Here is a 23,404-nt window from a genome sequence, read left to right on the forward strand (position 1 = left end):
TGGCATCCACCCATCCGCAGCCGCGCATCGGCCGAATACCCAGTGAGACATCAGCCACGCGGCAGATGTCCACCGGCCAGATCAACGCTGCGGACACCGGTCCGCGGCAGGCACATGCCACAAACCAAGGAGATCCGAAATGCAGACCATCAAGCGCACAACTTTCTCGGTCGCAGGCGTTGCAGCCGCCGCACTGCTCAGCCTGACCGCCTGTGGCGGATCCAGCACCGCGGAGTCCTCAGCCCCGGCAGAGACGCCGGCGGCCACCACTGCCCCTTCAGCCTCGGCCAGCGCCGACATGATGGATCCGGCCGCCAACCTGGTCGGCCCCGGCTGCGCCGCCTACGCCGAGCAGGTTCCCACCGGTGCCGGCTCCGTGGAGGGCATGGCCCTGGACCCCGTAGCTGTTGCAGCCTCCAACAACCCGATCCTCACCACGCTCACGGCAGCCGTCTCCGGCAAGCTGAACCCCAAGGTTGACTTGGTGGACACCCTCAACGGCGGCGAATTTACGGTCTTCGCACCGGTGGACGACGCCTTCGCCAAAATCGACGCCGCCACCATCGAGACCCTGAAGACGGACGATGCCCTCCTGAGCAAGATCCTGACCTACCACGTAGTCCCCGGCCAGATCACCCCGGATGAGATCGCGGGCACGCACGCTACGGTCCAGGGCGGTTCGGTGACCGTGACCGGCAGTGGAGACAATCTCAAGGTGGACAACGCCAACGTGGTCTGCGGCGGCGTCCAGACCAAGAACGCCACCGTATACCTGGTGGACTCCGTCCTGATGCCCAAATAGGACCCACACCACGGCTCCTGAGGCGGGTCCCGGCCGACAGGCCGGGACCCGCCAAGCTGCGTCAATTAGACTGGGGTCCGGCCCGCAGGCGGCGGAGCCGGAACATCCCGAGGTGGTAAACGAGTGCCCAGCAGTACATCGCGGCGGACTGTCCTCCTGACCGGAGCCGCCTTCCTGGCGCTGGGCGCAACGTCGTGCACCGGCTCGCCCGGCCCGTCGCCGTCGTCCGGCGCCGCTGACCCCTCTGCGGGGCCCCGGCCCACCGCAACCTTCAACTTCGGAACGGCAGCCCAACCGCTCGGCCTGGACCCCGCACTCTCCAACGACGTGGAGTCCCAACGCATCACCCGCCAGATCATGGAGGGCCTGGTGGGGGTGGACCAGACCACCGGCCAGCCCACCCCCCTCCTCGCCACGGAGTGGAGCGAATCCGACGAGGGCCGTTCCTACACGTTCAAGCTCCGCACAGATGTCACTTTCCAGGACGGCACTCCTTTTAATGCCGAAGCCGTGTGTACTAACTTCAACCGCTGGTTTGGCCTGCCGAGCGCCCTTCGCGACCAGGCCCCGGGCATCTCCTTTAAAGGCGTGTTCAAGGCGCACGCTGATGACCCGGGGCTTTCGATCTTCAAAAGCTGCACGGCGGTGTCGGCACACACGGTGCGGATCGACCTGACCCAGCGCTTTACCGCATTCCTCCAGGCGCTGACCCTGCCGGCGTTCGCGATCGCCTCCCCTGCGGCTCTCGCCAAGGACACCGCAGACGTGTTGGACCAGGACCGCGGCGGCCAGCGGCTCTCCAGATTCGCCACCCGCCCCGTGGGCACCGGGCCTTTCAGGCTGGCCGCCTGGGACGAAGCAAGTGTCACGCTCGCCACCAACGATGCCTACTGGGGCGACCGCGGCCAGATAGCCACCATTAACTTCAAGGCGTACACCCACCCCCAGTCACGCCTGCATGCCCTCCTGGACGGCACGATCGACGGCTATGACGCCGTCACCGTCGGAAACTTCGACCAGCTGGTCAAGCGGGGCAAACAGATTGTCCAGCGGGATCCGTTCTCCGTCATGTATGTGGGAATCAACCAGGAGATCCCGGTGCTGCGAAAACTCAAGGTGCGGCAGGCGATCGAGATGGCGATCGACAAGGAAACACTGATCCGCCGCTTCTTCATCGATAACACCGGCAAAGCGACACAATTCGTCCCGCCCAAGATCAGCGGGTTTAACAACGACGCGCCTGAGCTGGGGCATAACCTGGCGAAGGCGAAGCAGTACCTCCAGGACGCCGGCTACGCGGGCGAGCCGCTGAAGTTCTACTATCCGCTCAACGTCACGCGGCCCTACCTGCCCACGCCGGAGAAGGTGTATGCCGAGATCAGCCGCCAGCTCACGGCCGCAGGGCTGAACATCCGCCCCGTTCCCGTGGAGTGGTCCGAAGGCTACCTCCAGGACGTTCAGTCGGCCGGCGACCACGCGCTGCACCTCCTCGGATGGAACGGCTCCTATTCAGACGCAGACAACTTCGTGGGCCCGCTCTTCGGTGAGAAGAACGGCGAGTTTGGCTACCAGGATCCGCAGGTCTTCGCCAAGATCAACCGGGCCCGGGGACTGCCCCAGGGCGACGAGCGGGATGAGCTGTACCACACCATCAACGAGCAGATAGCGGCCACAGTCCCGGCCGTCCCGATCGCATTCCCTATCTCGGCATTGGCCCTCTCGGACCGGGTCATCAGCTACCCGGCGTCTCCGGTGCTGCATGAAGTTTTCACGAAGGTCCAGCTAAAGCCTTGACGGACCGGCTCAATTTCAGTATGTCCGCCGGGCGGGGATATTCTGTGACAGCCAGAGCCGCTGCAATCGGAGACTGATCGTGACCTTCATTTCCAAGACCCCTCATGCCGACGTCGTCCTGATTGGCGGAGGCATCATGAGCGCCACGCTGGGGGCTTTCCTCAAGCAGCTGGAGCCTGACTGGACCATTTCGCTCTTCGAACGGCTGGACGAGCCAGGACTGGAAAGCTCCGGGCCCTGGAACAACGCCGGCACCGGCCACGCCGCCCTCTGCGAGCTCAACTACTCCCCCGCAGCCAAGGACGGCTCGGTGAACCCCGCCAAGGCGCTGCACATCAACGAGCAGTTCCAGCTTTCCCGCCAGTTCTGGTCCCATCTGGTGGACCGGAACCTCATCGGTTCGCCCAAGGGCTTCATCAATACGGTTCCGCACATGAGCTTTGTCATCGGCGAGGACCACACCCGGTTCCTCAAGACCCGCTACGAGGCGCTGAAGTCCCACACCCTGTTCCGGAGCATGGAGTACTCCGAGGACCACGGCCAGATCGCCAAGTGGGCGCCGCTGATCGTCAAGGGGCGCGACCCCAAGCAGCGCATCGCCGCTACCCGCGCCGCCGAGGGCACGGACGTCGACTTCGGGGCGCTGACCCGTGAACTGACCACTTACCTCGGCAAGAACGGCGTGGAGGTCAACTACGGCCACGATGTCACCGGCATTTCCCGGGCGGCCGACGGCGGCTGGGACCTCTCCCTGAAATACCCGCGTTCCGGCGAGCACGGCAAGATCCATGCCAGGTTTGTGTTCGTGGGTGCCGGCGGCGGCGCACTCCACCTGCTGCAGGCCTCGGGCATCCCGGAGAGCAAGGGCTATGGCGGATTCCCGGTGTCCGGGCAGTTCTTCCGCTGCACGGACGAGACCATCGCTGCCCAGCACAGTGCCAAGGTTTACGGGCAGGCATCGGTGGGCGCTCCCCCCATGTCGGTGCCGCACCTGGACACCCGCTACGTCAACGGCAAGCGGTCCCTCCTCTTCGGTCCCTACGCCGGCTTCTCCACCAACTTCCTCAAGAACGGCTCCTACCTGGACCTGCCTCTGTCCATCCGGCCGGGGAACATCATCCCCATGCTGGCCGTGGCCAAGGACAACATGGACCTCACCGCATACCTCATCAAGGAGGTGGCCAAGCGCCACGGCGACAAGGTGGAAGCCCTGCGGGAGTACTACCCCGAAGCCCGCGACGGCGACTGGGAACTGATCACCGCCGGCCAGCGTGTACAGATCATCAAGAAGGACCCGCAGAAGGGCGGTGTCCTGCAGTTCGGCACCGAGGTGATCGCCAGCCGCGACGGTTCCATCGGAGCATTGCTGGGCGCATCCCCCGGTGCATCCACTGCGGTGCCCATCATGATTGAGCTGCTGCAAAAGACGTTCCCCCGGAACTTCAAGGGCTGGCAGTCCAAGCTGAAGGACATGATGCCCGGCTACGGGGTGAAGCTGGATGAGAATCCGGACCTCGCCGTGGAGCTTGAAAAGGCTACGGCCAAATCCCTCCAGCTGGAAAGCGTTTCCGCCAGCTTCTGACCACCACCAGGAGAGCATGCGATGTTCCGGCTGGCACACCTTTCACTCGCAAACCGGGCCCTGATCGCACTGATCACCGTCTTTGCCTCCGTCTTCGGCGTGATCACCATGTCCTCGCTGAAACAGGAACTCATTCCCTCCATCGAGTTCCCGCAGATTACGGTGCTCACAGCCATGCCCGGTGCGTCACCGGAAGTGGTGGACAAGCAGGTAAGCGCTCCCCTGGAAACCGCACTGAACGGCGTGGAGGGGCTGGAATCCACCTCCTCCACGTCGCGCGACGGCGTCTCCCGGATCACCTTGGCCTTCACCTATGGCTCGGACCTTGACCGTGCCCGGAACCAGATCGACCGGGCCATCTCCAATGCCAAGCGGACCCTGCCGGAGGACGTCCAGCCGCAGGCCATCGCCGGCAACATCAGCGACTTCCCCATCGTCTTTTTGGCGGTGTCCTCGGACAAGCCGCTCAGTGAGCTCAATGCGGACCTCCAGCGGCTGAGCGTGCCGCGGCTGCAGAAGATCGACGGCGTCCGGGGCGCCGACGTCACGGGCGGCGCCACCCAGCACATCGAGATCCTGCCGAGGACCAGGGAGATGGCCGCGGCCGGTACCGGCCTCAGCGCCATCCGCGACGCACTGTCCAACAACGGGGCGCTCATCCCCGCCGGGACGCTTGAGGAAAAGGGCAAGACGCTCTCGCTGCAGGTGGGCAGCCCGGTGGACTCCATCGAAGCGATCCGGGCGCTTCCACTCTCCGGGGCAAAGAAGGCGGCCACCATCGGTTCGGTGGCCGATGTCTCAATCCAGGACGACGGGCGGACCTCCATCACCCGGACAAATGGCGAGGAGACACTCGCGGTATCGGTCACCAAGAAGCCCGAGGGGGACACCGTGGCCATTTCCCACGCCGTCCGTGACTCCCTGGCTGAACTCGAAGCCGAACTCGGCTCCAACGCGAAATTCACCCCCGTCTTTGACCAGGCGCCCTTCATCGAGAAGTCCATCAAGGACCTGACCACGGAAGGCCTCCTGGGCCTCGGCTTCGCCGTGGCCGTCATCCTGGTGTTCCTGATGTCCACCCGGTCCACCCTGGTCACCGCCGTATCCATCCCCCTGTCCCTCCTGGTGACGTTCATCGGACTTTCCGCCACCGGCTACTCGCTCAACATCCTCACCCTGGGCGCGCTGACCATCGCCATCGGCCGCGTGGTGGACGATTCGATCGTGGTCATTGAGAACATCAAGCGCCACCTCACCTACGGCGAGGACAAGGTCACGGCCATCCTCACCGCCATCCGCGAGGTGGCCGGCGCCATCACCGCGTCGACGCTGACCACCGTGGCGGTCTTCCTGCCGATCGCGTTCGTCGGGGAACTGGCCGGCGAACTGTTCCGCCCGTTCGCCCTGACGGTGACCATGGCGCTGCTCGCCTCGCTGCTGGTCTCGCTGACCATCGTCCCCGTCCTGGCATACTGGTTCCTCAAAAACCCGGGGGCCGCCGTCGGGTTTCCCCCCGGAACCCCCGGGGCCCGCGCGTACGCTGCGGAAGCCCGTGCCAAGGCACTGGCCGCCGAACAGCGGAGCAGGCTCCAGCGCGGCTACCTGCCCATCCTCCGCACCACCCAGAAACACCCTGTGGTCACGCTGGTCGCCGCGGCCCTGGTGCTGGGAGCCACCGCCGCCATGACGCCGCTGCTGGCCACGAACCTGCTGGGCGGCTCAGGACAAAACAGCATGACCGTCCGGCAGGTCCTTCCCGCGGGTACCAGCCTGGCGGATACCAGCGCCGCCGCCATCCGGCTGGAGGAGAAGCTGCGGACCATCGACGGCATCAAGGACATCCAGGTCACGTCCGGCAACGCCCAGGCAGGCTTTGCCGCCCTCGTCTCCACGGGATCGTCCAACTCCACTTTCACCGTGGTCACGGACGAGAAAGCGGACCAGGACGAGCTGCAGGAGACGGTCCGCGCTGAACTGGCCGAGGTGCCCGGTTCGGGCAAGGTATCGGTGGGAACCCAACAGGGAGGGTTCGGCACATCGTCCACCGTGGACATCACCCTGAAGGCGGCAACGACGGCGGACCTCCGGACCGCAAGCGAGGCCATGATGGCCGCGATGGAGGGCACGCCCGGCACCAGCGAGGTGGCGACCAACCTGGCCGAGGGCCAGCCGGTGGTCCAGATCCGGGTGGACCGGGCCAGGACGGTGGCAGCCGGACTCAACGAGGAACAGGTGGCAGGCGTGCTCGCCTCCACCATCAGCCCGGTGCCGGCCGGTGAGGTGCGTATCGGCACTACTGATTTCCCGGTGCGGATCGGCAAGGGGACCCAGTTCACCAGCATCGAAGCGGTCCGTGGCATCGCGCTGCCCGGCGCCCGGGGGCCGGTCCGGCTCGGCAGCATCGCCAGCGTGGAGCAGGTGGATGTCCCGGTGAGCATCACTGCGAGCAATGGCCAGCGGACCGCCAAGGTGTCGGTGACGCCGTCGGGCTCCAACCTTGGTGCCGTGAGCGCCGAAGTGGAAAAGCGCCTCCGGGGCGTCGATCTGCCTGCGGGCGTCACTGCGGAGCTGGGCGGCGCCACCACGCAGCAGGCCGAATCGTTCCGCCAGCTGGGCCTGGCGCTGCTGGCCGCGATCGCCATCGTCTACGTGATCATGGTGGCCACGTTCAAGTCCCTCGTCCAGCCGCTGATCCTTCTGGTCTCGGTTCCCTTCGCGGCCACCGGAGCGGTGGCGCTGCTGCTGGTGACGGGCGTCCCGCTGGGGCTCCCCTCGCTGATCGGCATGCTGATGCTGGTGGGCATCGTGGTGACCAACGCCATCGTGCTCATTGACCTCATCAACCAGTACCGCCGGCCTGGAGAGGGCCGGCCCGCGATGAACGTCCCGGACGCCATCACCCACGGCGCGCGCCAGCGCCTGCGGCCCATCCTGATGACCGCGCTGGCCACCGTCTTCGCCCTGACGCCGATGGCCCTGGGGCTCACCGGAGGAGGCGGCTTTATCTCCCAGCCGCTTGCCGTCGTCGTTGTTGGCGGGCTGGTCTCCTCCACCGCCCTGACGCTGGTGCTGGTACCCGTGCTGTACCGGCTGGTGGAGGGCCGGCGCGAAAAGAAGGACCTGATGCGCGAACTGAAGCGCCGTCCTGAGTTCGCGGCCGCATCCGATGTCGAGGAGGAGTTCCGGGACTGGACCACGGGCATGGTGCCCAAAGTCAGCGGGCGGCGGGCAGCCAACGGCGGGCCGGAGCAGGCCGGCTAAAGCCCGCGCTGCCGCCGGGAATAATTGACGGCCAAACGCGTTGCACGGGACAGTAGATGCAAATGCATCTAAATTGGTTTACTGTTAAATCAATGAACCGGGCCCGCAACGGAAAGGCACACCATGCAGATCGGTGTTTTCAGCGTCAGTGACATCACCGCCGACCCCACCACGGGCCGGACTCCCACGGAACACGAGCGCATCAAGGCCTCGGTGGCCATCGCCAAAAAGGTCGAGGAAATCGGCATGGATGTGTACGCGCTCGGCGAGCACCACAACCGGCCGTTCTTCTCCTCCTCCCCCACCACCACGCTGGCCTACATCGCCGCCCAGACGGAGCGGATCATACTGTCCACGGCGACCACGCTGATCACCACCAACGACCCGGTCAAGATCGCCGAGGACTTCGCCATGCTCCAGCACCTGGCAGACGGCCGCGTGGATCTGGTCCTGGGCCGCGGCAACACGGCTCCGGTGTACCCCTGGTTCGGGAAGAACATCCAGGACGGCGTGGAACTGGCCATCGAAAACTACAGCCTGCTCCGCAAGCTGTGGGACGAGGACACCGTGAACTGGTCGGGCAAGTTCCGCACGCCGCTGCAAAACTTCACTTCCACGCCCCGCCCGCTGGACGGCGTGGCGCCATTTGTGTGGCATGGATCCATCCGCACACCGCAGATCGCCGAAGTGGCGGCCTACTTTGGCGACGGCTTCTTCGCCAACAACATCTTCTGGCCCAAGGAGCACTACCAGCAGCTGATCGGCCTGTACCGCGAACGGTACGAACACTACGGCCACGGCAAGGCAGACCAGGCCATCGTGGGCCTTGGCGGACAGTTCTTCATGCGGAAGAACTCCCAGGACGCCGTGAAGGAATTCCGGCCATATTTCGACAACGCGCCGGTATACGGCCACGGACCGTCGCTGGAGGACTTCACGTCGCAGACGCCACTGACGGTGGGCAGCCCGCAGGAAGTCATCGAGAAGACCCTGACTTTCCGGGAATACTTCGGCGACTACCAGCGGCAGCTGTTCCTGATCGACCACGCCGGCCTGCCGTTGAAGACTGTGCTGGAACAGCTGGACCTGTTCGGCGAGGAGGTACTCCCGGTCCTCCGCAAGGAATACGCGGAGAAGAAGCCCGCGCACGTCCCGGAGCCGCCCACCCACGCCAACCGCGTCGCAGCCACGCTGGCGGCGCAGGAGGCTTCCGAGACCCCCGCGGAGGCATAGGTGGCCGCCGAAAGCTCCACCTCCCCCGTGCGTCTGGCCGCCGAAACGTGGGAGTCCCTGTTCCGCACGCAGGTGGCCGTGATGCGCAGGCTCCAGGCAGGGCCGGCGTTCAGGAAGCTGGCGGTCAACGAGTACGATGTGCTATTTACCCTGTCCCGGTGCCCGTCCGGCTGGCTCCGCCTGAACGAGCTCAACGACAACGTCCTGCTCAGCCAGTCAAGCCTCAGCAGGCTGGTGGAACGTCTTGAGAAGCGCGGGCTGGTGGCCAGGATGCCGGCCCCAAACGATGGCCGGGGCGTGCTGCTCAAGCTCACAGAAGCCGGCCGGGAACTGCAGAAGGAGATCGGACGCGAACACGTCCGGGACATCGCTGGGCTGATGACGCCGGCGCTGACTGCTGCGGAGCAGAAAGAGCTCCAGCGGCTGACGGAGAAACTGCGGGCGGCGCTGGGGAAGCGCTAGCCCAGCTGCACCGGCCGGGAGGGGTCCTCTTCGGGAAGGACGTCTGCCACTGCTGTCACCCGCAGCTGGCTGAGGGTGAGGCTTCCTCCCACCGTGGACAGGAATGCCGTATCGGACGAGTCCCGTCCGGCGGTGATCCGCAGCATCGATTCGCGCGGCGCAAGGCCGGTCGGGTCGATGACATGCCAGGCGCCATCGACCCAGGCCTCGGCCACGGCGTGGAAATCCATGGGCTTCAGCCCCGGTGCATAGACGGCCGCGAGCCGGGCGGGGACGTCCTTGGCCCGCAACAGGGCGATGGCCAGGTGCGCAAAGTCGCGGCACACCCCCCGGCGGGCGAGCAGCGTCTCTACGGCACCGTCCGTGCCGCGGGAGGACCCGCTGATGTAGCGCAGCTCCCGGTGCACCCACGCGCGGACTTCCTCCACCAGCGCGGACCCGTGTGCCCGGCCGAACGTGGCGTACGCCGTTGGCAGGAGGCGGTCCGATTCGGCGTACCGGCTGGGCCGGACGTACCGGATGCGGTCGGCCAGATCTGCCTCCTGCGGCAGCCCGCGGCCGGATACGGTGGCCGAGTACTCGACGGTGACCTCTGTTGGATCAGTGAACTCCATGTAATGGAACCGGCCGCCGTGATGGTCCGCGACGGCGGTCAGGGGAACCTGTGCGCCGCCGGCTTCGACGGACAGCGATTCCCCGAGCCGGGAGTACCCGGTGTTTTCCGCGACGGCGATGGCCATGGCCACCTTGGTATTGGCGGTGGTCTTGAAGACCAGGCGTGCGGAAACAGTGCGTTCCATGACTCTCCGGGGGTGTGGACGGCGGGAAGCCAGCCTCCGCACCTTCCGGCCTGAGGTGGCGGCCGGCAGCGGGACTAGTCTTCGATCTCCAGAGACATTAGCATCCGCTGCACGTTGGCAAAGTCTTCGCTTTCCGCCGCGTACTCCCCCGCCTCCGCCAGGGTGTTGAACGCCTTGGCCGGGGCCACCTTCTCGTCCGGGGCGAACGACCGCAGCACGGGGACGTCGCCGAACGAGTAGTCGCCTTTGGCAGCAGGGCCGCGTACGGTGTTGCGGAGTTCGCAGGCCCGGCCGTCGGTCCCGGCCACCACGTTCGTGATGCCGTACGAGCCGAAGTACCGGTACCCCTTGATGACACGGAACACCACCCTGGGCGGGATGGTTCCCGCAACCGTTCCGGCTGCCAGGTTTCCGGCCGGGACGCTGCTGAGCACCGTATATTCCCGCTTGGCGGCTTCGGTGCATGTGGCGGACGACGGCGGGAGTCCCGTCCTGAGCGCGGCCATGAATGTTCCGTCGGGCTTCTTGACCTCGATGGAAAGGGCGCCTGCCAGAGTGCCCTTCGCGGGCGGCACGGACTGCACGATCCATTCTTCCGGCAGTTCGAACAGGACCGACCTGTCCGGAGCGGAGTAGGTTTTCCAGGCGGACGCGGTGGCCGCGGGCTGCGGCCCGGCGGTCGGGTCCGCGGTGCCGGAGGCACCGGCTGGGGGTCCGGGCGTGGCGGTGGCCCCGGGGTCGTCGCCGCCCGCTTCGGATGCCGTTGGCGCCTCCGGTGCGGCCGTCCAGCCGGGCCGGCCGTCTCCCGGGCCGCTGCAGCCGGACAGCAGCAGTGCCGTTGCCAGGATGACCGCCGGGGCGGTGGCCTGATAGGGAGTGCGTGCTGCCGGGCCTCTCATGCAGCCAGCCTAGCTTCCTGGCGGGCGGGTGCCGCGGCGACTCCCCGGTGCGGCGGCTCCCGGCGCGGCCGCTCCCGGCGCGCACCGCCGTCGTACGCCTGTCGCGGTTCCGGGCACTAGGGTGGACGTATGGCGCAAGAGCAGCACGGCGGAACCCACGAAGACCTGGCGGAGATGTCCGCCCTCGATGTTGCCGACTGGCGGCTGCGGACGTTTGCCCTGTACGACACGGTCCGCCGGATCGCCGCGGACAACCCGGCGGAAGCGCACTCTTACTGGCGCCACCAGCGGGACCTGATGTTCGCCACGCACCCCGCTTCGCCGCTGACTGCCGAAGGCAAGGCCAGTTTCTCCGGCCTCCGGACCGCGGACTATGACCCGATCTACCGTTTCCATGTCCCACTCACCGGCGAGGGCGCCGGGCGCCGGATGAGCGTGGAGACCGGGACCGATGGCGTGGTGAATTTTGTCCGCCTGGGCACATTCGACCTGCCTGAGATGGGCCAGTTGGCGGTATGGAAGCTCCGCGGGTACGGCGGGGGGATATTCCTGCCGTTCCGGGATGCCACCGCCGGCCAGCCCCACGGAACCTATGGCGCCGGGCGCTACCTGCTGGACACCATCAAGGGGGCGTTCCACGGAGCCGGCGGTAAGGACGGCGCCTTTGTGCTCGATTTCAATTTCGCCTACAACCCGTCCTGCGCCTACAACGAGGCGTGGGCGTGCCCGCTGCCCGGGCCTGCCAACCGGCTCGCGGTGGAGATTCCGGCCGGCGAGCTGTACAACTAGGGCCGGCAGCGGAGGGTTCTTACCGGCGGTTTGCCAGGCCCTTCACACCGGCAACAGCCGCCGCGACCGCACGGGCCGCCGCGTCCAGGTCCTCCGCGCTGACCGAGGCGTCAAAGCTGAAGCGGACGGCGGTCTGCGCCACTCCTGCGGGGATGCCCATGGCGGTCAGCACGGCGGAGGGTTCGTCGGATCCTGCAGCGCAGGCGGAGCCGCTGGAGCACACCACGCCCTGCCGCTCCAGCTCGAGCAGCACAGACTCTCCGCTGGTGCCCGGGAAGCAGAACGACGCCACCGAGGGGAGCCGGTGGACCGGGTGCCCTGTCAGCTCCGCGCCCGGCACCCCGGCGAGCACTGCTGCGGTGAAGGCGTCGCGCAGCGCAGAGACCCGTCCTGCTTCTTCGTCCTGCCGCGAACGTGCCAGCGCCAGTGCTGCGGCGAGGCCCACCGCCCCGGCAACATTGGAGGTCCCGGACCTGCGCCCGCGTTCCTGACCGCCGCCGTGGACCAGCGGTTCCAGGCTGGTCCGGCTCCGGATGTAGAGCGCCCCGCAGCCCTTGGGCGCCCCGAGCTTGTGCCCCGAGATGCTCAGCGCATCAACGCCCAGGGCCCGCACATCCAGCGGCAGCCATCCGGCTGCCTGAACAGCGTCGGTGTGAAAGGGGATGCCGCGGCGCCGGGCAAGGTCCGCGAGCGCCGCCACGGGCTGGACGGTGCCCACCTCGTTGTTGGCATACATCACGCTGGCCACGGCAGTGCCGGGCTGCAGGGCCGCCGCGAACGCACCGGGGGTGACCAGTCCGTTGCCGTCCACGGGCACCACGTCCACCGCGAAGCCGTGGAATTTCGCCAGGTACCGCGCGGATTCCTCCACGGCCGGATGCTCGACCGCGCTGATCACCACCCGGTTCAGACTCGGGTCCATGGCCTGGCGGGCCAGGGCGATGCCCTTGACGGCCAGGTTGTCCGCTTCGGTGCCGCCGGAGGTGAACACCACCTCTCCCGGCCGGCAGCCCAGGGCGGCGGCCACGGACGAACGGGCCGCCGCGAGCGCGGCGGCCGCCGACTCCCCCAGGCCGTGGTGGCTGGACGGGTTGCCGAACTCCCCGGTCAGGTAAGGCCACATGGCTTCGAGCACTTCGCGCCGGACGGGCGTGGTGGCGGCGGCATCGAGGAAGATCATGGCCTACTCCACGCTGAGTTCGAGATCCAGGCCGAGGTCCAGGGCGGCCACGGTGTGGGTGAGCGCGCCGATGGAGATCACGTCCACTCCCGTGGCGGCGATGGCGGCCACGGTGCCCTGGTTGACGTTGCCGCTGGCTTCCACTCGTGCCCGTCCCGCCACCAAGGCAACCCCTGCGGCCAGGTCAGGGATGCTGAAGTTGTCCAGCATGATGGTGTCCACTCCCGCGGCGAGGACCGGCTCGATCTGGTCCATCCGGTCCACCTCCACCTCGAAGTGGGTGGTGTGCCCCAGCCGGGCCTTCGCTGCGGCGAGCAGTGCCGTGAGCCGGGCAGGGTCGCCGCCGGTCATGACGGCCAGGTGGTTGTCCTTGGCCAGGACTGCGTCGGACAGGCTGTACCGGTGGTTGGCGCCGCCGCCGCAACGGACGGCGAAGCGTTCCAGGATGCGCAGGCCGGGAGTGGTCTTGCGCGTATCGGTGATACGGGCCCTGGTCCCTTCGGCCAGCCTGACGAACTCGGCGGTCCGGGTGGCGATGGCGGACATGCGCTGCACAAGGTTCAGTGCCACGCGTTCTGCAAGGAGGACCGAACGCGCGGGCCCGGTGACCCGGGCAAGGTGCGTGCCGGCGTCGAACGTTTCTCCGTCCGCCACGAGCAGCTCGACGCTGATGCCCGCGTCCACCAGCTGCATGGCGTCGCGGAAGACGGTGGCCCCGCTGAAGATTCCGGGCACGCGGGCGTTCAGTACTGCCGTGGCCCGGGCGGACGATGGGATCAGGAGCTGCGACGTGATGTCCCCGGCGGGGGCGTCCTCGGCGAACGCCCGTTCCAGGATCTCCCGCACCGGCGCCGCCGGCAGGGCCAGGTCAAGGCCGCGGACACGGACGCTGGTTTCAGTCATGAAGGAGGCTCGCTTTCGGAAGTGGCATGGTTTCGACGGGATCGTCGTCTCGGTAATGGGCACCGAGGGAGTCGCAGCGGCGGAGGGCGGCGGAAACCAGCAGCTGCGCCGCGAGAAGCAGGTTCCGGTCCTCGTGCGCCGCAGGATCAACAGAAGCGGCAGCACTCACGGCTTCGGGACGGACGGCGGCGGCCCACCCCCTGAGGACCAAAGCCGCCTCTGCGAGCAACGCCCCGGAGCGCAAAACGCCGGCATGGGACGTCATCAACCGCCGCAGAGCCTCCCTGGAAAACGGCTCACAGGTCGCCACAGACCTGTCAGCAACAAAAGAACCGGCCGCGCCGGCCGGTGAGCCCGCCGAAACGGTGACGGCACTCTCCGCGGCCCGCGGCAGGGCTGCGGGAGCTTGCGTCAAGGGGAGGCCGCCCGCGGCCGAGACAGCAAGCGGAGCATCGCTGCCTGGGGCCATCCCCCGGCGCGCCGCACCGGAAAGGAAGTCTTCGACAGCGCGGCGGCCGAAGACGAGCCCTTCGAGGAGCGAGTTGCTGGCCAGCCGGTTGGCCCCGTGGACCCCGGTGCAGGCCACCTCACCGGCGGCGTAGAGGCCAGGCACAGACGTACGGGCGGAGAGGTCGGTGGCTACTCCCCCCATCCAGTAGTGGGCTGCCGGGGCGACCGGGACGGGTTCCCTGGTCCAGTCGATGCCCGCGTCCAGGGTTTTCCGGGTGAGGGTGGGGAACCGACGGGCCAGGTAGCCGGCGCCGCGTTGCTTTTCGATGACCCGCGCATCCAGGTACACGTGGCCGTTGGGGTCGCCGAGTTTGGCCAGGTGCAGGGCGATGCTGCGGGAGACGACGTCCCGGGGAGCCAGCTCGGCGTCCTGGTGATAGGCGCGCATGAAGCGGCGGCCACCGGCGTCCAGGAGGACGGCGCCGTCGCCGCGGACGGCTTCGGAGATAAGCAGCGGCCCGTCCTGGGCGGCCGTGTGCCCACCGCCTTCAGGGGCCGTGGTCCGGACCAGGCAGGTGGGGTGGAACTGGAAGAACTCAAGGTCCGCTACGGCGGCTCCGGCACGGGAGGCGAGCGCCAGTCCGTCCGCCGTCGCAACGGCCGGGTTGGTGGTCTGGGCAAACAGCTGCCCGGCCCCGCCGGTGGCGAGCAGGACGGCGCGTCCCGCCAGGGTCCGGACGCGCCCTTCGCGCAGGTATTCGACGCCGGTGACCCGTCCGCCGTCCCGGATGAGCGTCGTGACGTGGGCGCCGGAGACGACGCTGATCTTCCCCCGGGCCTGCCGGTCCAGGACGGCACGGACCAGGGCGTGCGAAACCCGGGCGCCCGTCGCGTCTCCCCCGGCGTGGAGGATCCGCGGAGCGCTGTGGGCGGCTTCGAGGCCCAGGGAGGGACCGCCGCCGTCGGGCTCCGCGTCGAACCGCACGCCAAAACGGCGGAGGCCGGCGATATCCCGGCGCGCTTCCGTGCACATGGCCCGCACCGCAGCCTCGTCGCAGTGGCCGGCGCCGGCAGCCAGGGTGTCCGCGGCGTGCGAGTCCACCGTGTCCCCGGGCGCCGGCCCGTCCAGCACCGCGGAAATACCGCCCTGGGCATACCAGGTGTTGCTCACGCCGAGGCCGCCCTTGGTCAGAAGGACCGCCGGGACGCCGGCCTCCGCGGCGACCAGTGCCGCGTACAGTCCCGCAATGCCGCTGCCGACGACGATGAGCCGGGACTGCGTGCTGCCTCCGCTGTGCCTGGCCGGGCCGGCCGTGGGGAAAGTGGACATGGCGGGCGCCTTACCCTTGGGGCCTTGCGGCCAGCATGCGTTCCAGTGCGGTGCGGGCGTTTTCCTGCACCGAGGAATCCACGATGATGCGGTTGACCACCCGGCCGGCCACGAGTTCCTCCAGTACCCACGCCAGGTAGCCCGGGTGGATCCGGTACATCGTGGAGCAGGGGCAGATCACCGGGTCAAGGCAGAAGATGGTGTGCTGAGGGTTCTCGGCGGCCAGCCGGTTCACCATGTTGATTTCGGTGCCAATGGCAAACGTTGTGGGTTCCGCGGCGGCCGCGATGGCCTTCCTGATGAAGTCGGTGGAGCCGGCCGAATCCGCGGCGTCCACCACTTCCATGGGGCACTCGGGATGGACGATGACCTGCACGCCCGGGAAGTCCGCCCGGGCCTTCCCGATCTGGGCCACGTTGAAGCGCTTGTGCACCGAGCAGAAGCCGTGCCACAGGATCACGCGGGAATCCAGCAGATCCTGTTCGCTGTTTCCGCCCAGTTCCTTCCGAGGGTTCCACATCGGCATCTGCTCCAGCGGCACGCCCAGCGCCTTTGCGGTGTTGCGGCCGAGGTGCTGGTCGGGGAAGAACAGCACCCGCTGGGCGCGCTCGAACGCCCATTCCAGCACGGTGGCCGCATTGGAGGAGGTGCAGACGATGCCGCCGCGCTCGCCGCAGAAAGCCTTCAGGGCGGCGGAGGAGTTCATGTAGGTGACGGGAAGGACCGGAACCCGGCCGTCGGCGTCGGGCTCTGTTCCGAAGATCTCCTCGAGCTGTTCCCAGCACTCGGACACCGAGTCGGCGTCCGCCATGTCCGCCATGGAGCAGCCGGCCGCGAGGTTGGGCAGGATCACCGCCTGCTCCGGCGCCGAGAGGATGTCTGCGGTCTCGGCCATGAAGTGGACGCCGCAGAAAATGATCGCTTCGGCGTCAGGCCGGGTCAGCGCCGCGTTGGCCAGCTGGAAGGAGTCGCCCACGAAGTCGGCGAACTGCACCACCTCGTCGCGCTGGTAGAAATGGCCCAGGATGACGGCCCGGTCCCCCAGCGTTGCCTTGGCGGCCAGGATCCGGCGGGCGAGTTCTTCGTCGCCGGCCTGCTTGTATTCCTCGGGCAGCTGTCCCTGGCGCGGCGTGGCTGCAGGCGCGATGTCTCCGCTTGAGGCGCCGGGGCCGTAGGCGGGTGCGCCGGCCAGCGCCTCGGCGAGGTCGAAGTCCCAGGGTCCCTTGGCGAGAGCGGGGCTGCAGGTGCCCGCTCCGGCGGTGCCGCTGTTGGCGGCCTGCTCTCGCGTGATCAGCTGGATGGCAGTGTTGACGCTGCTCATGGTGTGCTCCTGTTGTCTGGATCCAGGCCGGGCCGGCCGGTGTAACGGTAAAGGCGGGGCGGACGGTGCTTGCCGCCCTGGAGGTACTCGCCGGTTTCTTCGATTTCCGGAGCAGCCTTGAGCTGCCGGCGGAAGTTTGCGGGATCCAGCCTGCGGTCAAGGACCGCCTCATAGACCTCGCGGACCTGGGCCAGCGTGAAGTACTCGCCCAGCAGGTGGTAGGCCACCGACCCGTAGGCCAGCTTGTTCCGCAGGCGCCAGAGGGCATAGTCCACGATGGCGTTGTGGTCGAAGGCCAGGCGGCCAGGGCGGTCAGCTCGGAACCAGCGGACATTTTCCGATTCGTCAGCCAGGGCGGCCTCGGTGGGCTGGACCAGGGCCCAGTACACGATGGACACCACCCGTTGGGACGGCGAGCGGTGCAGGCCGCCAAAGGCGTAAAGCTGTTCCAGGTAGGTGGGGGCCAGGCCGGTAGTCTCCCGCAGGTTGCGGGAGGCCGCGTCCTGCAGCGACTCATCGTGGCTGAGCGGCCCTCCCGGCAGGGCCCACATCCCCTTGTAGGGTTCGCGGATCCGGCGGACCAGTGGCAACCAGAGCGTGGGGCGGCCGGAGGTGGCACTGGGGCGCAGGGCAAAAATTACCGTGGAGATGGCCAGCGCGGGCGGCGCGGTGCGGCGCTCCGAAACGTTCGCAGCACTGTTGAACAAGATTCCACCACCCTCGGCCGCCGGGCCTGCCCCGGCAGCAATCCCAGTTATGGTCACTTTGACCAGAACTCATTCTACGGCCATATCTGTCCGAGCCGGAAATGTTTCTGCGGGAGCTGCGGGGATTTGCCGCCGACGCCGGCCTCCACGTCCTGGAAGTGTTGCGGGCGTTGCGTCCCGGGGTTACTTGGCGGCAGCCTCGAGGAGGTTCAGCGTCCGGCCCTGGAAGTGGGTATTAAGGACGATGACCGAGGACGCCCGCTGCACCATCCGGGTGGCTATCATCGCGTCCAGGACCCGCTGCAGGTCCGGGTTGGAGCGGGCCGCCACACGGGCCATCAGGTCCGAACTGCCGGAGACGGTGTGCACCTCGATAATTTCGGGAATGGCGGCCAGTGCCCCCGCGACGGTGTCATGCCCGGCATCCTGATTGATGGTGAGCGAACAGAACGCCACGACCGGGAAGCCGAAGCGGGCCGGGTCGGGCAACGGTACCCACGAACTGATGACGCCCGTCTCCGTCATCCGGTCCAGCCGCGACTGGACCGTCGCCCTGGCCACGCCAAGGGTCCTCGAAGCTTCGAGGACCGAGGCCCGGGGTTGCTCCGTGAAGAATCGGACAATCTTCGCGTCCAGCGCATCAACCACCAGGCAAACTCCTCGCACAACCCTGGCAGGGCCACGCAACCTGCGTTGAATTCCTGCCATTTTCCGGACAACTTGCTTCCATCGTCCCACGACCTGCATTCTCCGGAGCCGGTCTGCAGGCGGTAAATTCGACTGGGCCCACAAGGCGCCACACCCGTTAACCCCAAGAAGGTCCCCCTGCTCATGACAACGAAGTCCCTCCCCGCACGGCCCACGGCCGCTGCGGGCCACAGCATGAAATCCCGCCAGCTCACCATGATGGGGCTGGGCAGCGCTATCGGCGCGGGCCTGTTCCTGGGCTCCGGCGCGGGCGTCCAGGCGGCGGGCCCGGCTGTCCTGGTCTCCTATCTGGTGGCCGGCACCCTGATCATCCTGGTGATGTGGGCGCTTGGGGAGATGGCCGCAGCCAACCCGAACAGCGGAGCGTTCTCCGTATACGCCGAGCGCGCCATGGGCCGGACGGCAGGGGCCACGATCGGCTGGCTCTGGTGGCTCCAGCTGGTGGTGGTCATCGCGGCCGAGGCACTCGGCGCGGCGGGGCTCCTGTTTTCCATTTGGCCGGCGGTCCCGGTCTGGGCGCTGGCGCTCATCTTCATGGTGGTCTTCACCGCCATAAACCTCGCCGGCGTCCGGAACTTCGGCGAATTCGAATTCTGGTTCGCCATCCTGAAGGTGGCCGCCATTGTACTGTTCCTTGCCATCGGGGCCGCCCTGCTGCTGGGCCTCCTGCCCGACGTGAAGTCCCCCGGACTGAGCAACTTCACCACGGATTTTGCCCCCAACGGGCTGGCTGGCATTGCCTCGGCACTGTTCGTGGTCATCTTCGCCTTCGGCGGCACGGAAATCGTCTCGGTGGCCGCGGCTGAAACCGAAAACCCCCGCCAGAGCGTGGCAAAAGCCATCCGCACGGTCCTATGGCGGATCCTCGTCTTCTACATCGGCTCCGTCTTCGTCATCGCCGCCGTCCTGCCCGCCACGTCGGAGGGCCTGGCGTCCCCGTTCGCGGGCGTCCTGGACGTCGCCCGCATCCCCGGCGCCGGGACGGCGATCACCCTGGTGGCCGTCGTCGCGCTTCTCTCTGCCCTGAACGCGAACCTGTACGGCGCGTCCCGGATGGTGGCCTCGCTGGCGGAACGCTCGGAGGCTCCCCGGTTCCTCACCCGGCTCAGCGGTACACACGTGCCCATGCTTGCCGTGGCTGTTTCCGTCGCGTTCGGCTTCGCCGCCACCGTACTGGAACTGCTGTTTCCCGAGCGCATCCTGCCTGCGCTGTTCCAGCTGGTGGGCTCCACCTGCCTGGTGGTCTGGGGCGCCGCCCTGGTTTCCCAGCTGATCCTGCGCCGCCGCGCCGACCGTAACGGCATTGAACTGCCGCTCCGGATGAAGGCCTTCCCGGCCCTGACCATCCTGGGCTTGGTGCTGCTGGCCGTGATCTTCGCGGTGGGCTTCAGTGCGGAGGCCAGCCGGGTGCAGCTGTTCAGCACCTTTGCCCTGGTTGCCGGCATTGCGGTGGCCTGCAGGATTGCTGCCCGCATCAGCAGCCGGCGTCCCGGTGAAGAGGCCGGAACCGCTGCCAGGCATACCGCGGCCGCGGACGCCGACCAGTCCCGCTGATACACCGGGGCGGCTGCGCGCTGCCGCCCCAGGCAGGCTCCGCCTGCGTGGCCCCGCCCACAGCCGGCGTGGCTGAAATTTCCTTCCCGCTACCGGATCCTGGCGAGGGCCTGATCGAAGCAACCGTGCTGGAGTGACTGGTGGCTCCGGGCGAACTGGTGAAGCGGAACCAGCCCCTGGCGGAGGCGGAAGCAAGCAAATCCGCCGTTGAATTGCCCGGTCCGCAGGCGGGTAGAGTGGTGCGTACCTTCGGGGAACCGGGCAGGCCGATACGCGTCGGCCAGCCCCTGACCATGTTCGAGGTGCCGGACAACACGGCCGGGATCGTGGGCACGGTGCCGAAGGAAGAAGCCCCCACGCGCCGGGTCCGCCTGAGCGCCGTACTTAATGAGGACTGACACCATGAGCGGCAGGCACACCGGCCCCCAGCAGGCGCACACCGTGGAAGGCACGGACCCCCAGATGTACGTGGAGGTCCATGAACCCGCCACGGACGCCGGGCTCCGGCCGGTCCTGCTGGTGCACGGCTTTTCCTCCTCCAGCAAGCTGAACTGGGTTGACACCGGCTGGCTCCCCGCGCTGCTCGAGGCCGGCCGCCGGGTGATCATGGTTGACCTGCCCGGCCACGGCCGCAGCGGCGCCCCGGAGGACCGGGACTCCTACTCCCCCAGCAGGATCCGCGCTGACCTCCTGCAGGCGGCGTTCGACGCCGGTGTGCGGCCACTGCGGGACGGCGACCCTTCCAGCGGGCTGGACGTGGCGGGGTATTCCCTCGGCGCCAGGCTCGCTTGGGAGTTCGGGGCCACGCAGCCCGAGATCGTACACCGCCTGGTCCTCGGCGGGCCCAACATCAGCGACCCTCTGGCCGCGTTCGACCTCGTCGCCGCCCAGCAGTACCTGGCGGACGGAACACCGATCGCGGACGAGTCCACGGCGCGGCTGCTGAAAATGGCGCTGCTGCTGCCCGGCAACAACATTTTCGCGCTCCTGACCCTGGTGGAAGCCATCAAGGACGAACCCTACGACCCCGCCGAGGCCGTGCCGCACGTGCCCATGCTCCTGGTGGCCGGAGACCAGGATGAACGGGTGGACAGCCTCCCGAAACTCGCGGATCTTGCCCGCGGCGCCGGTTCCATGGCAGAAGTACTGACCCTTCCGGGACGGAACCACACCAACGCAGTCACCAGCCGGGCCTTCAAACAGGCAGCCATTTCATTCCTCGCGGTGTAGCGTCGCCGCGGCCCGGGCCGTTTCGGAGGACCTGCGCTCCGGGCGTTTGCCGGCGGTACCCTGAAGAAAGATACGGGGAGGACACATGCGCAGGCGATTCAAGGACCGCACCGACGCAGGCATGCGCCTGGCAGAACTGCTGGCAGGCTACCGGGACCGGCCGGACACGCTGGTCCTGGGCCTGGCCCGCGGCGGGATCCCGGTGGCGATGGCGGTGGCGGAAGGGCTGCACCTGCCGCTGGGCGCCGTGCTGGTCCGCAAGCTGGGCATTCCCGGCCATGAGGAGACGGCTTTTGGTGCATTGGCCTGGAGCCAGGGCCGCACGGTACGCCTGCTGAACGCGCCGCTGGTGCGGCGCATCCTCGAAGACGGGGTGCGGCAGGATCTCCTGGAGGCGGTCGAGGAGCGCGAACGCGCCGAACTGCTCCGGCGAGTGGACCTCTACCCCGGAACGCAGCAGGACGTGGCCGGCAAAACCGTGCTCCTTGTGGACGACGGCCTGGCAACGGGTGCCACCATGCGGGCTGCCATCGAGGCTGTCCGCGGGGGTGGTGCTGCTGCCGTGGTTGCCGCAGCTCCGGTGGCATCGATCGAAGCTGCTGCCTCCGTGGAGGAAGCCTGCGATGCGGTCCTCTGCCTGCACCTGCCGGGCAGGTTCGGTGCGGTGGGCAGCTTCTATGACCGGTTTGAGCAATTGACCGACGACGACGCCATCCGCCTCCTCAGTCCGTAAGCGGCCGTAGCCGGGCCAGCAGCCTTGCCTGTCCGGCTCAGCGGGGAAAGCGCCAACGGGTCCGGACCGCTGTAGGTCCGGACCCGCCGTCGTGCGTTATTGGTGTGGAACTCCTGCCTTGGCGGGCGGGATGCTAGTGGTGGCTGCTGACGCCGAGGGGATTGCCTTTGGTTTCCTTGGCCAGCACCACGCCGATGGCCGAAATAACACACAGCACCATGATGTAGATGCCGATGGATCCGGCCCATTTGGTGCTTTGCAGCAGCGCTTCGGCGATAGTGGCGGCAAACGCGCCGCCCAGGATGGCGCCGAAGGCATAGCCGATGGAGATGCCCGAGTACCGCACGTGGGCGGGGAACATCTCCGCGTACATCGCGGACATCGGGCCGTAGGACAGGCCCAGGCCGACGGTGAGGACGAACAGTGCCACGCCGTACAGCCAGATGTTCCTGGTATCGATCAGCGCGAACATCGGGAGCATCCAGGCGAAGACGATCGCGTAACCGGTGAGGAAGGTCTTGACGCGCCCGATCCGGTCCGAGAGCCAGCCGCCCACCAGCGTGAAGATCAGCCAGCCGAAGGAAGCGAGGGTGGTGGCGAGCAGGACCTCAGGGACCGGCATCTTCAGGGTGCGGGTGGCGTAGGCGATGAAGAATGCGATCAGGAGATAGCCCGCGGCGTTGTTGGCGATGAAAATCATGGTGGAGTAGAGCACAGACTTCTTGTGGCTGCGGAGCAGTTCACCCAGGGGCGCCTTGCTTTCTGCCTTGCGTGCAGCCATTTCCTTGAACACCGGGCTCTCGGCCACGGCGCGGCGGATCAGGTAACCCACCACGATCAGGACGATGGAGAGCAGGAACGGCACCCGCCAGCCCCAGGAGGCGAAGTCCTCCTTGGACATGCTGGTGTTCAGGAAGTAGAGCAGGCCCGTGGCCAGGATCATCCCGACGGGAACGCCGATCTGCGGGTATGCGCCGAACAGGCCGCGCTTGTGCAGGGGCGCGTGTTCCACGGCCATCAGCGCGGCACCGCCCCATTCGCCGCCGGCGGAGAAGCCCTGGACGATGCGGAGGGTGATGAGCAGGATCGGTGCCCAGGCACCGATCTGCGCGTAGGTGGGAAGCATGCCGATCAGGGCGGTGGCCGCACCCATCATCACCAGGGTGAAGACCAGCATGGCCTTGCGTCCCAGCCGGTCGCCGAGGTGGCCGGCAATGACCGCACCGAGGGGGCGGAAGAGGAAGCTGATGCCGATCAGGGCAAAGGAGAGAATCTGTGCCAGGCCGGGGTTCTTCTCGTTCAGCGGTGCCAGGAAAAGGGGCGACAGCAGCGTTGCCGTCAGCTGGGCAAAGATGAAGAAGTCATACCACTCGATGGTGGTCCCTACGAGGGTGCCGGCGAGGACTTTTCGCTCCTCCCGCCGGCTGCTGGGGCCAGCGGGTGTGTCCACCGCGGAAGGTGAGGTCATTGAAACTCCATTGTTTATTGGCGGCGGGGCCGCCGGGTCGCCTTCAGGATTACTGACAGAACGGTCAGTTAGTTAGCAGGGTACTACGAAAAGGTGATACAGGACACGAATTTCGGAACATTAAGGTTCCGGCGCCGTTAGTTCTATAGTTGAACTAGTAATTCGTAATGAGAACACTACGGTCGGAGCGTCCGCCAC

At 67.5% G+C, this 23,404-nt stretch carries 20 protein-coding genes; 11 read left to right on the plus strand and 9 right to left on the minus strand.

Translation table 11 applies throughout. The features are described 5' to 3' along the window. Nucleotides 1–139: 139 nt before the first annotated feature. The 6 genes from ACIQCM_RS03110 to ACIQCM_RS03135 all read left to right on the plus strand — a co-directional run bounded on the left by ACIQCM_RS03110 (nucleotide 140) and on the right by ACIQCM_RS03135 (nucleotide 9,134). Entirely contained in the window at nucleotides 140–802 is a 663-nt protein-coding gene (locus tag ACIQCM_RS03110; RefSeq protein WP_400603349.1) for a fasciclin domain-containing protein, read from the plus strand. Between the two features lie 123 nt (nucleotides 803–925). Then, the gene (locus tag ACIQCM_RS03115) at nucleotides 926–2,596 is read left to right on the plus strand and encodes an ABC transporter substrate-binding protein (RefSeq protein WP_400603348.1); all 1,671 of its coding nucleotides are present in this window, start codon (nucleotides 926–928) and stop codon (nucleotides 2,594–2,596) included. A 79-nt stretch (nucleotides 2,597–2,675) separates the two neighbouring features. Then, a complete protein-coding gene (locus ACIQCM_RS03120; RefSeq protein ID WP_400603347.1) occupies nucleotides 2,676–4,178 on the plus strand; it encodes a malate:quinone oxidoreductase in 1,503 nt (500 codons plus the stop codon). A gap of 21 nt (nucleotides 4,179–4,199) precedes the next feature. Continuing rightward, nucleotides 4,200–7,439 carry an efflux RND transporter permease subunit gene (locus ACIQCM_RS03125; protein ID WP_400603346.1) on the plus strand — a complete coding sequence of 1,080 codons (3,240 nt, stop codon included), beginning with the start codon at nucleotides 4,200–4,202 and terminating at the stop codon, nucleotides 7,437–7,439. Nucleotides 7,440–7,562: 123 nt separating this feature from the next. Next, nucleotides 7,563–8,672, plus strand: a complete 1,110-nt coding sequence (locus tag ACIQCM_RS03130) for an LLM class flavin-dependent oxidoreductase (RefSeq protein ID WP_400603345.1) — start codon at nucleotides 7,563–7,565, stop codon at nucleotides 8,670–8,672. Beyond that, on the plus strand, nucleotides 8,673–9,134 hold the full coding sequence (locus tag ACIQCM_RS03135; RefSeq protein ID WP_400603344.1) for a MarR family winged helix-turn-helix transcriptional regulator: 462 nt from the start codon (nucleotides 8,673–8,675) through the stop codon (nucleotides 9,132–9,134). Here ACIQCM_RS03135 and ACIQCM_RS03140 read toward each other — a convergent pair. Continuing rightward, nucleotides 9,131–9,934 (minus strand): transglutaminase family protein, encoded by an 804-nt coding sequence (locus tag ACIQCM_RS03140; protein ID WP_400603343.1) that lies wholly within the window; start codon nucleotides 9,932–9,934, stop codon nucleotides 9,131–9,133. The genes ACIQCM_RS03135 and ACIQCM_RS03140 overlap by 4 nt on opposite strands. A 74-nt stretch (nucleotides 9,935–10,008) precedes the next feature. Beyond that, complete coding sequence (locus ACIQCM_RS03145; RefSeq protein ID WP_400603342.1) at nucleotides 10,009–10,833, minus strand: hypothetical protein; 825 nt, start codon at nucleotides 10,831–10,833, stop codon at nucleotides 10,009–10,011. 129 nt (nucleotides 10,834–10,962) lie between these two features. Between ACIQCM_RS03145 and ACIQCM_RS03150 the strand changes: the two genes are divergently transcribed. Then, nucleotides 10,963–11,622, plus strand: coding sequence for a DUF1684 domain-containing protein (locus ACIQCM_RS03150; protein ID WP_400603341.1), 660 nt, complete (start codon nucleotides 10,963–10,965; stop codon nucleotides 11,620–11,622). Between the two features lie 19 nt (nucleotides 11,623–11,641). On the opposite strand, the gene ACIQCM_RS03155 is transcribed toward ACIQCM_RS03150, so the two are convergent. The 6 genes from ACIQCM_RS03155 to ACIQCM_RS03180 all read right to left on the minus strand — a co-directional run bounded on the left by ACIQCM_RS03155 (nucleotide 11,642) and on the right by ACIQCM_RS03180 (nucleotide 18,164). Next, on the minus strand, nucleotides 11,642–12,802 hold the full coding sequence (locus ACIQCM_RS03155; RefSeq protein WP_400603340.1) for a cysteine desulfurase family protein: 1,161 nt from the start codon (nucleotides 12,800–12,802) through the stop codon (nucleotides 11,642–11,644). A gap of 3 nt (nucleotides 12,803–12,805) precedes the next feature. Continuing rightward, nucleotides 12,806–13,705: a carboxylating nicotinate-nucleotide diphosphorylase gene (gene nadC / locus ACIQCM_RS03160; protein ID WP_400603339.1), complete on the minus strand. Its 900-nt coding sequence runs from the start codon at nucleotides 13,703–13,705 to the stop codon at nucleotides 12,806–12,808. Beyond that, nucleotides 13,698–15,485, minus strand: coding sequence for an L-aspartate oxidase (nadB, locus tag ACIQCM_RS03165; RefSeq protein ID WP_400603338.1), 1,788 nt, complete (start codon nucleotides 15,483–15,485; stop codon nucleotides 13,698–13,700). The genes nadC and nadB overlap by 8 nt, the downstream gene beginning before the upstream one ends. Nucleotides 15,486–15,495: 10 nt before the next feature. Beyond that, a complete protein-coding gene (gene nadA, locus ACIQCM_RS03170) occupies nucleotides 15,496–16,806 on the minus strand; it encodes a quinolinate synthase NadA (protein WP_400603337.1) in 1,311 nt (436 codons plus the stop codon). Continuing rightward, nucleotides 16,803–17,513 carry an NUDIX hydrolase gene (locus tag ACIQCM_RS03175; protein ID WP_400604262.1) on the minus strand — a complete coding sequence of 237 codons (711 nt, stop codon included), beginning with the start codon at nucleotides 17,511–17,513 and terminating at the stop codon, nucleotides 16,803–16,805. Before ACIQCM_RS03175 ends, nadA begins: the two co-directional genes overlap by 4 nt. Before the next feature lie 183 nt (nucleotides 17,514–17,696). Beyond that, nucleotides 17,697–18,164, minus strand: a complete 468-nt coding sequence (locus tag ACIQCM_RS03180) for an Lrp/AsnC family transcriptional regulator (RefSeq protein ID WP_400604261.1) — start codon at nucleotides 18,162–18,164, stop codon at nucleotides 17,697–17,699. A 180-nt stretch (nucleotides 18,165–18,344) separates the two neighbouring features. Here ACIQCM_RS03180 and ACIQCM_RS03185 point away from each other — a divergent pair, with 180 nt between their 5' ends. From ACIQCM_RS03185 to ACIQCM_RS03200, 4 genes are all read left to right on the plus strand, one after another. Beyond that, nucleotides 18,345–19,775: an amino acid permease gene (locus ACIQCM_RS03185; RefSeq protein ID WP_400603336.1), complete on the plus strand. Its 1,431-nt coding sequence runs from the start codon at nucleotides 18,345–18,347 to the stop codon at nucleotides 19,773–19,775. Between the two features lie 140 nt (nucleotides 19,776–19,915). Beyond that, entirely contained in the window at nucleotides 19,916–20,173 is a 258-nt protein-coding gene (locus tag ACIQCM_RS03190) for a biotin/lipoyl-containing protein (protein ID WP_400603335.1), read from the plus strand. Nucleotides 20,174–20,177: 4 nt separating this feature from the next. Further along, entirely contained in the window at nucleotides 20,178–21,005 is an 828-nt protein-coding gene (locus ACIQCM_RS03195) for an alpha/beta fold hydrolase (protein WP_400603334.1), read from the plus strand. Nucleotides 21,006–21,090: 85 nt separating this feature from the next. Next, nucleotides 21,091–21,738 carry a phosphoribosyltransferase gene (locus ACIQCM_RS03200; RefSeq protein WP_400603332.1) on the plus strand — a complete coding sequence of 216 codons (648 nt, stop codon included), beginning with the start codon at nucleotides 21,091–21,093 and terminating at the stop codon, nucleotides 21,736–21,738. Nucleotides 21,739–21,871: 133 nt separating this feature from the next. On the opposite strand, the gene ACIQCM_RS03205 is transcribed toward ACIQCM_RS03200, so the two are convergent. Then, a complete protein-coding gene (locus tag ACIQCM_RS03205; RefSeq protein ID WP_400603331.1) occupies nucleotides 21,872–23,206 on the minus strand; it encodes an MFS transporter in 1,335 nt (444 codons plus the stop codon). Nucleotides 23,207–23,404 lie beyond the last annotated feature (198 nt).

The organism is Pseudarthrobacter sp. NPDC092439 (assembly GCF_044754945.1).
Classification (GTDB): domain Bacteria; phylum Actinomycetota; class Actinomycetes; order Actinomycetales; family Micrococcaceae; genus Arthrobacter.

What these genes read in the sequence shown, in the direction of transcription:
- nadB (WP_400603338.1), bottom strand. Translation starts at nt 15,485, where the DNA reads ATGTCCACTTTCCCCACGGCCGGCCCGGCCAGGCACAGCGGAGGCAGC.
- ACIQCM_RS03195 (WP_400603334.1), top strand. Translation starts at nt 20,178, where the DNA reads ATGAGCGGCAGGCACACCGGCCCCCAGCAGGCGCACACCGTGGAAGGC.
- ACIQCM_RS03205 (WP_400603331.1), bottom strand. Translation starts at nt 23,206, where the DNA reads ATGACCTCACCTTCCGCGGTGGACACACCCGCTGGCCCCAGCAGCCGG.
- ACIQCM_RS03200 (WP_400603332.1), top strand. Translation starts at nt 21,091, where the DNA reads ATGCGCAGGCGATTCAAGGACCGCACCGACGCAGGCATGCGCCTGGCA.
- nadC (WP_400603339.1), bottom strand. Translation starts at nt 13,705, where the DNA reads ATGACTGAAACCAGCGTCCGTGTCCGCGGCCTTGACCTGGCCCTGCCG.
- ACIQCM_RS03185 (WP_400603336.1), top strand. Translation starts at nt 18,345, where the DNA reads ATGACAACGAAGTCCCTCCCCGCACGGCCCACGGCCGCTGCGGGCCAC.
- ACIQCM_RS03150 (WP_400603341.1), top strand. Translation starts at nt 10,963, where the DNA reads ATGGCGCAAGAGCAGCACGGCGGAACCCACGAAGACCTGGCGGAGATG.
- ACIQCM_RS03145 (WP_400603342.1), bottom strand. Translation starts at nt 10,833, where the DNA reads ATGAGAGGCCCGGCAGCACGCACTCCCTATCAGGCCACCGCCCCGGCG.
- ACIQCM_RS03155 (WP_400603340.1), bottom strand. Translation starts at nt 12,802, where the DNA reads ATGATCTTCCTCGATGCCGCCGCCACCACGCCCGTCCGGCGCGAAGTG.
- nadA (WP_400603337.1), bottom strand. Translation starts at nt 16,806, where the DNA reads ATGAGCAGCGTCAACACTGCCATCCAGCTGATCACGCGAGAGCAGGCC.
- ACIQCM_RS03110 (WP_400603349.1), top strand. Translation starts at nt 140, where the DNA reads ATGCAGACCATCAAGCGCACAACTTTCTCGGTCGCAGGCGTTGCAGCC.
- ACIQCM_RS03125 (WP_400603346.1), top strand. Translation starts at nt 4,200, where the DNA reads ATGTTCCGGCTGGCACACCTTTCACTCGCAAACCGGGCCCTGATCGCA.
- ACIQCM_RS03130 (WP_400603345.1), top strand. Translation starts at nt 7,563, where the DNA reads ATGCAGATCGGTGTTTTCAGCGTCAGTGACATCACCGCCGACCCCACC.
- ACIQCM_RS03140 (WP_400603343.1), bottom strand. Translation starts at nt 9,934, where the DNA reads ATGGAACGCACTGTTTCCGCACGCCTGGTCTTCAAGACCACCGCCAAT.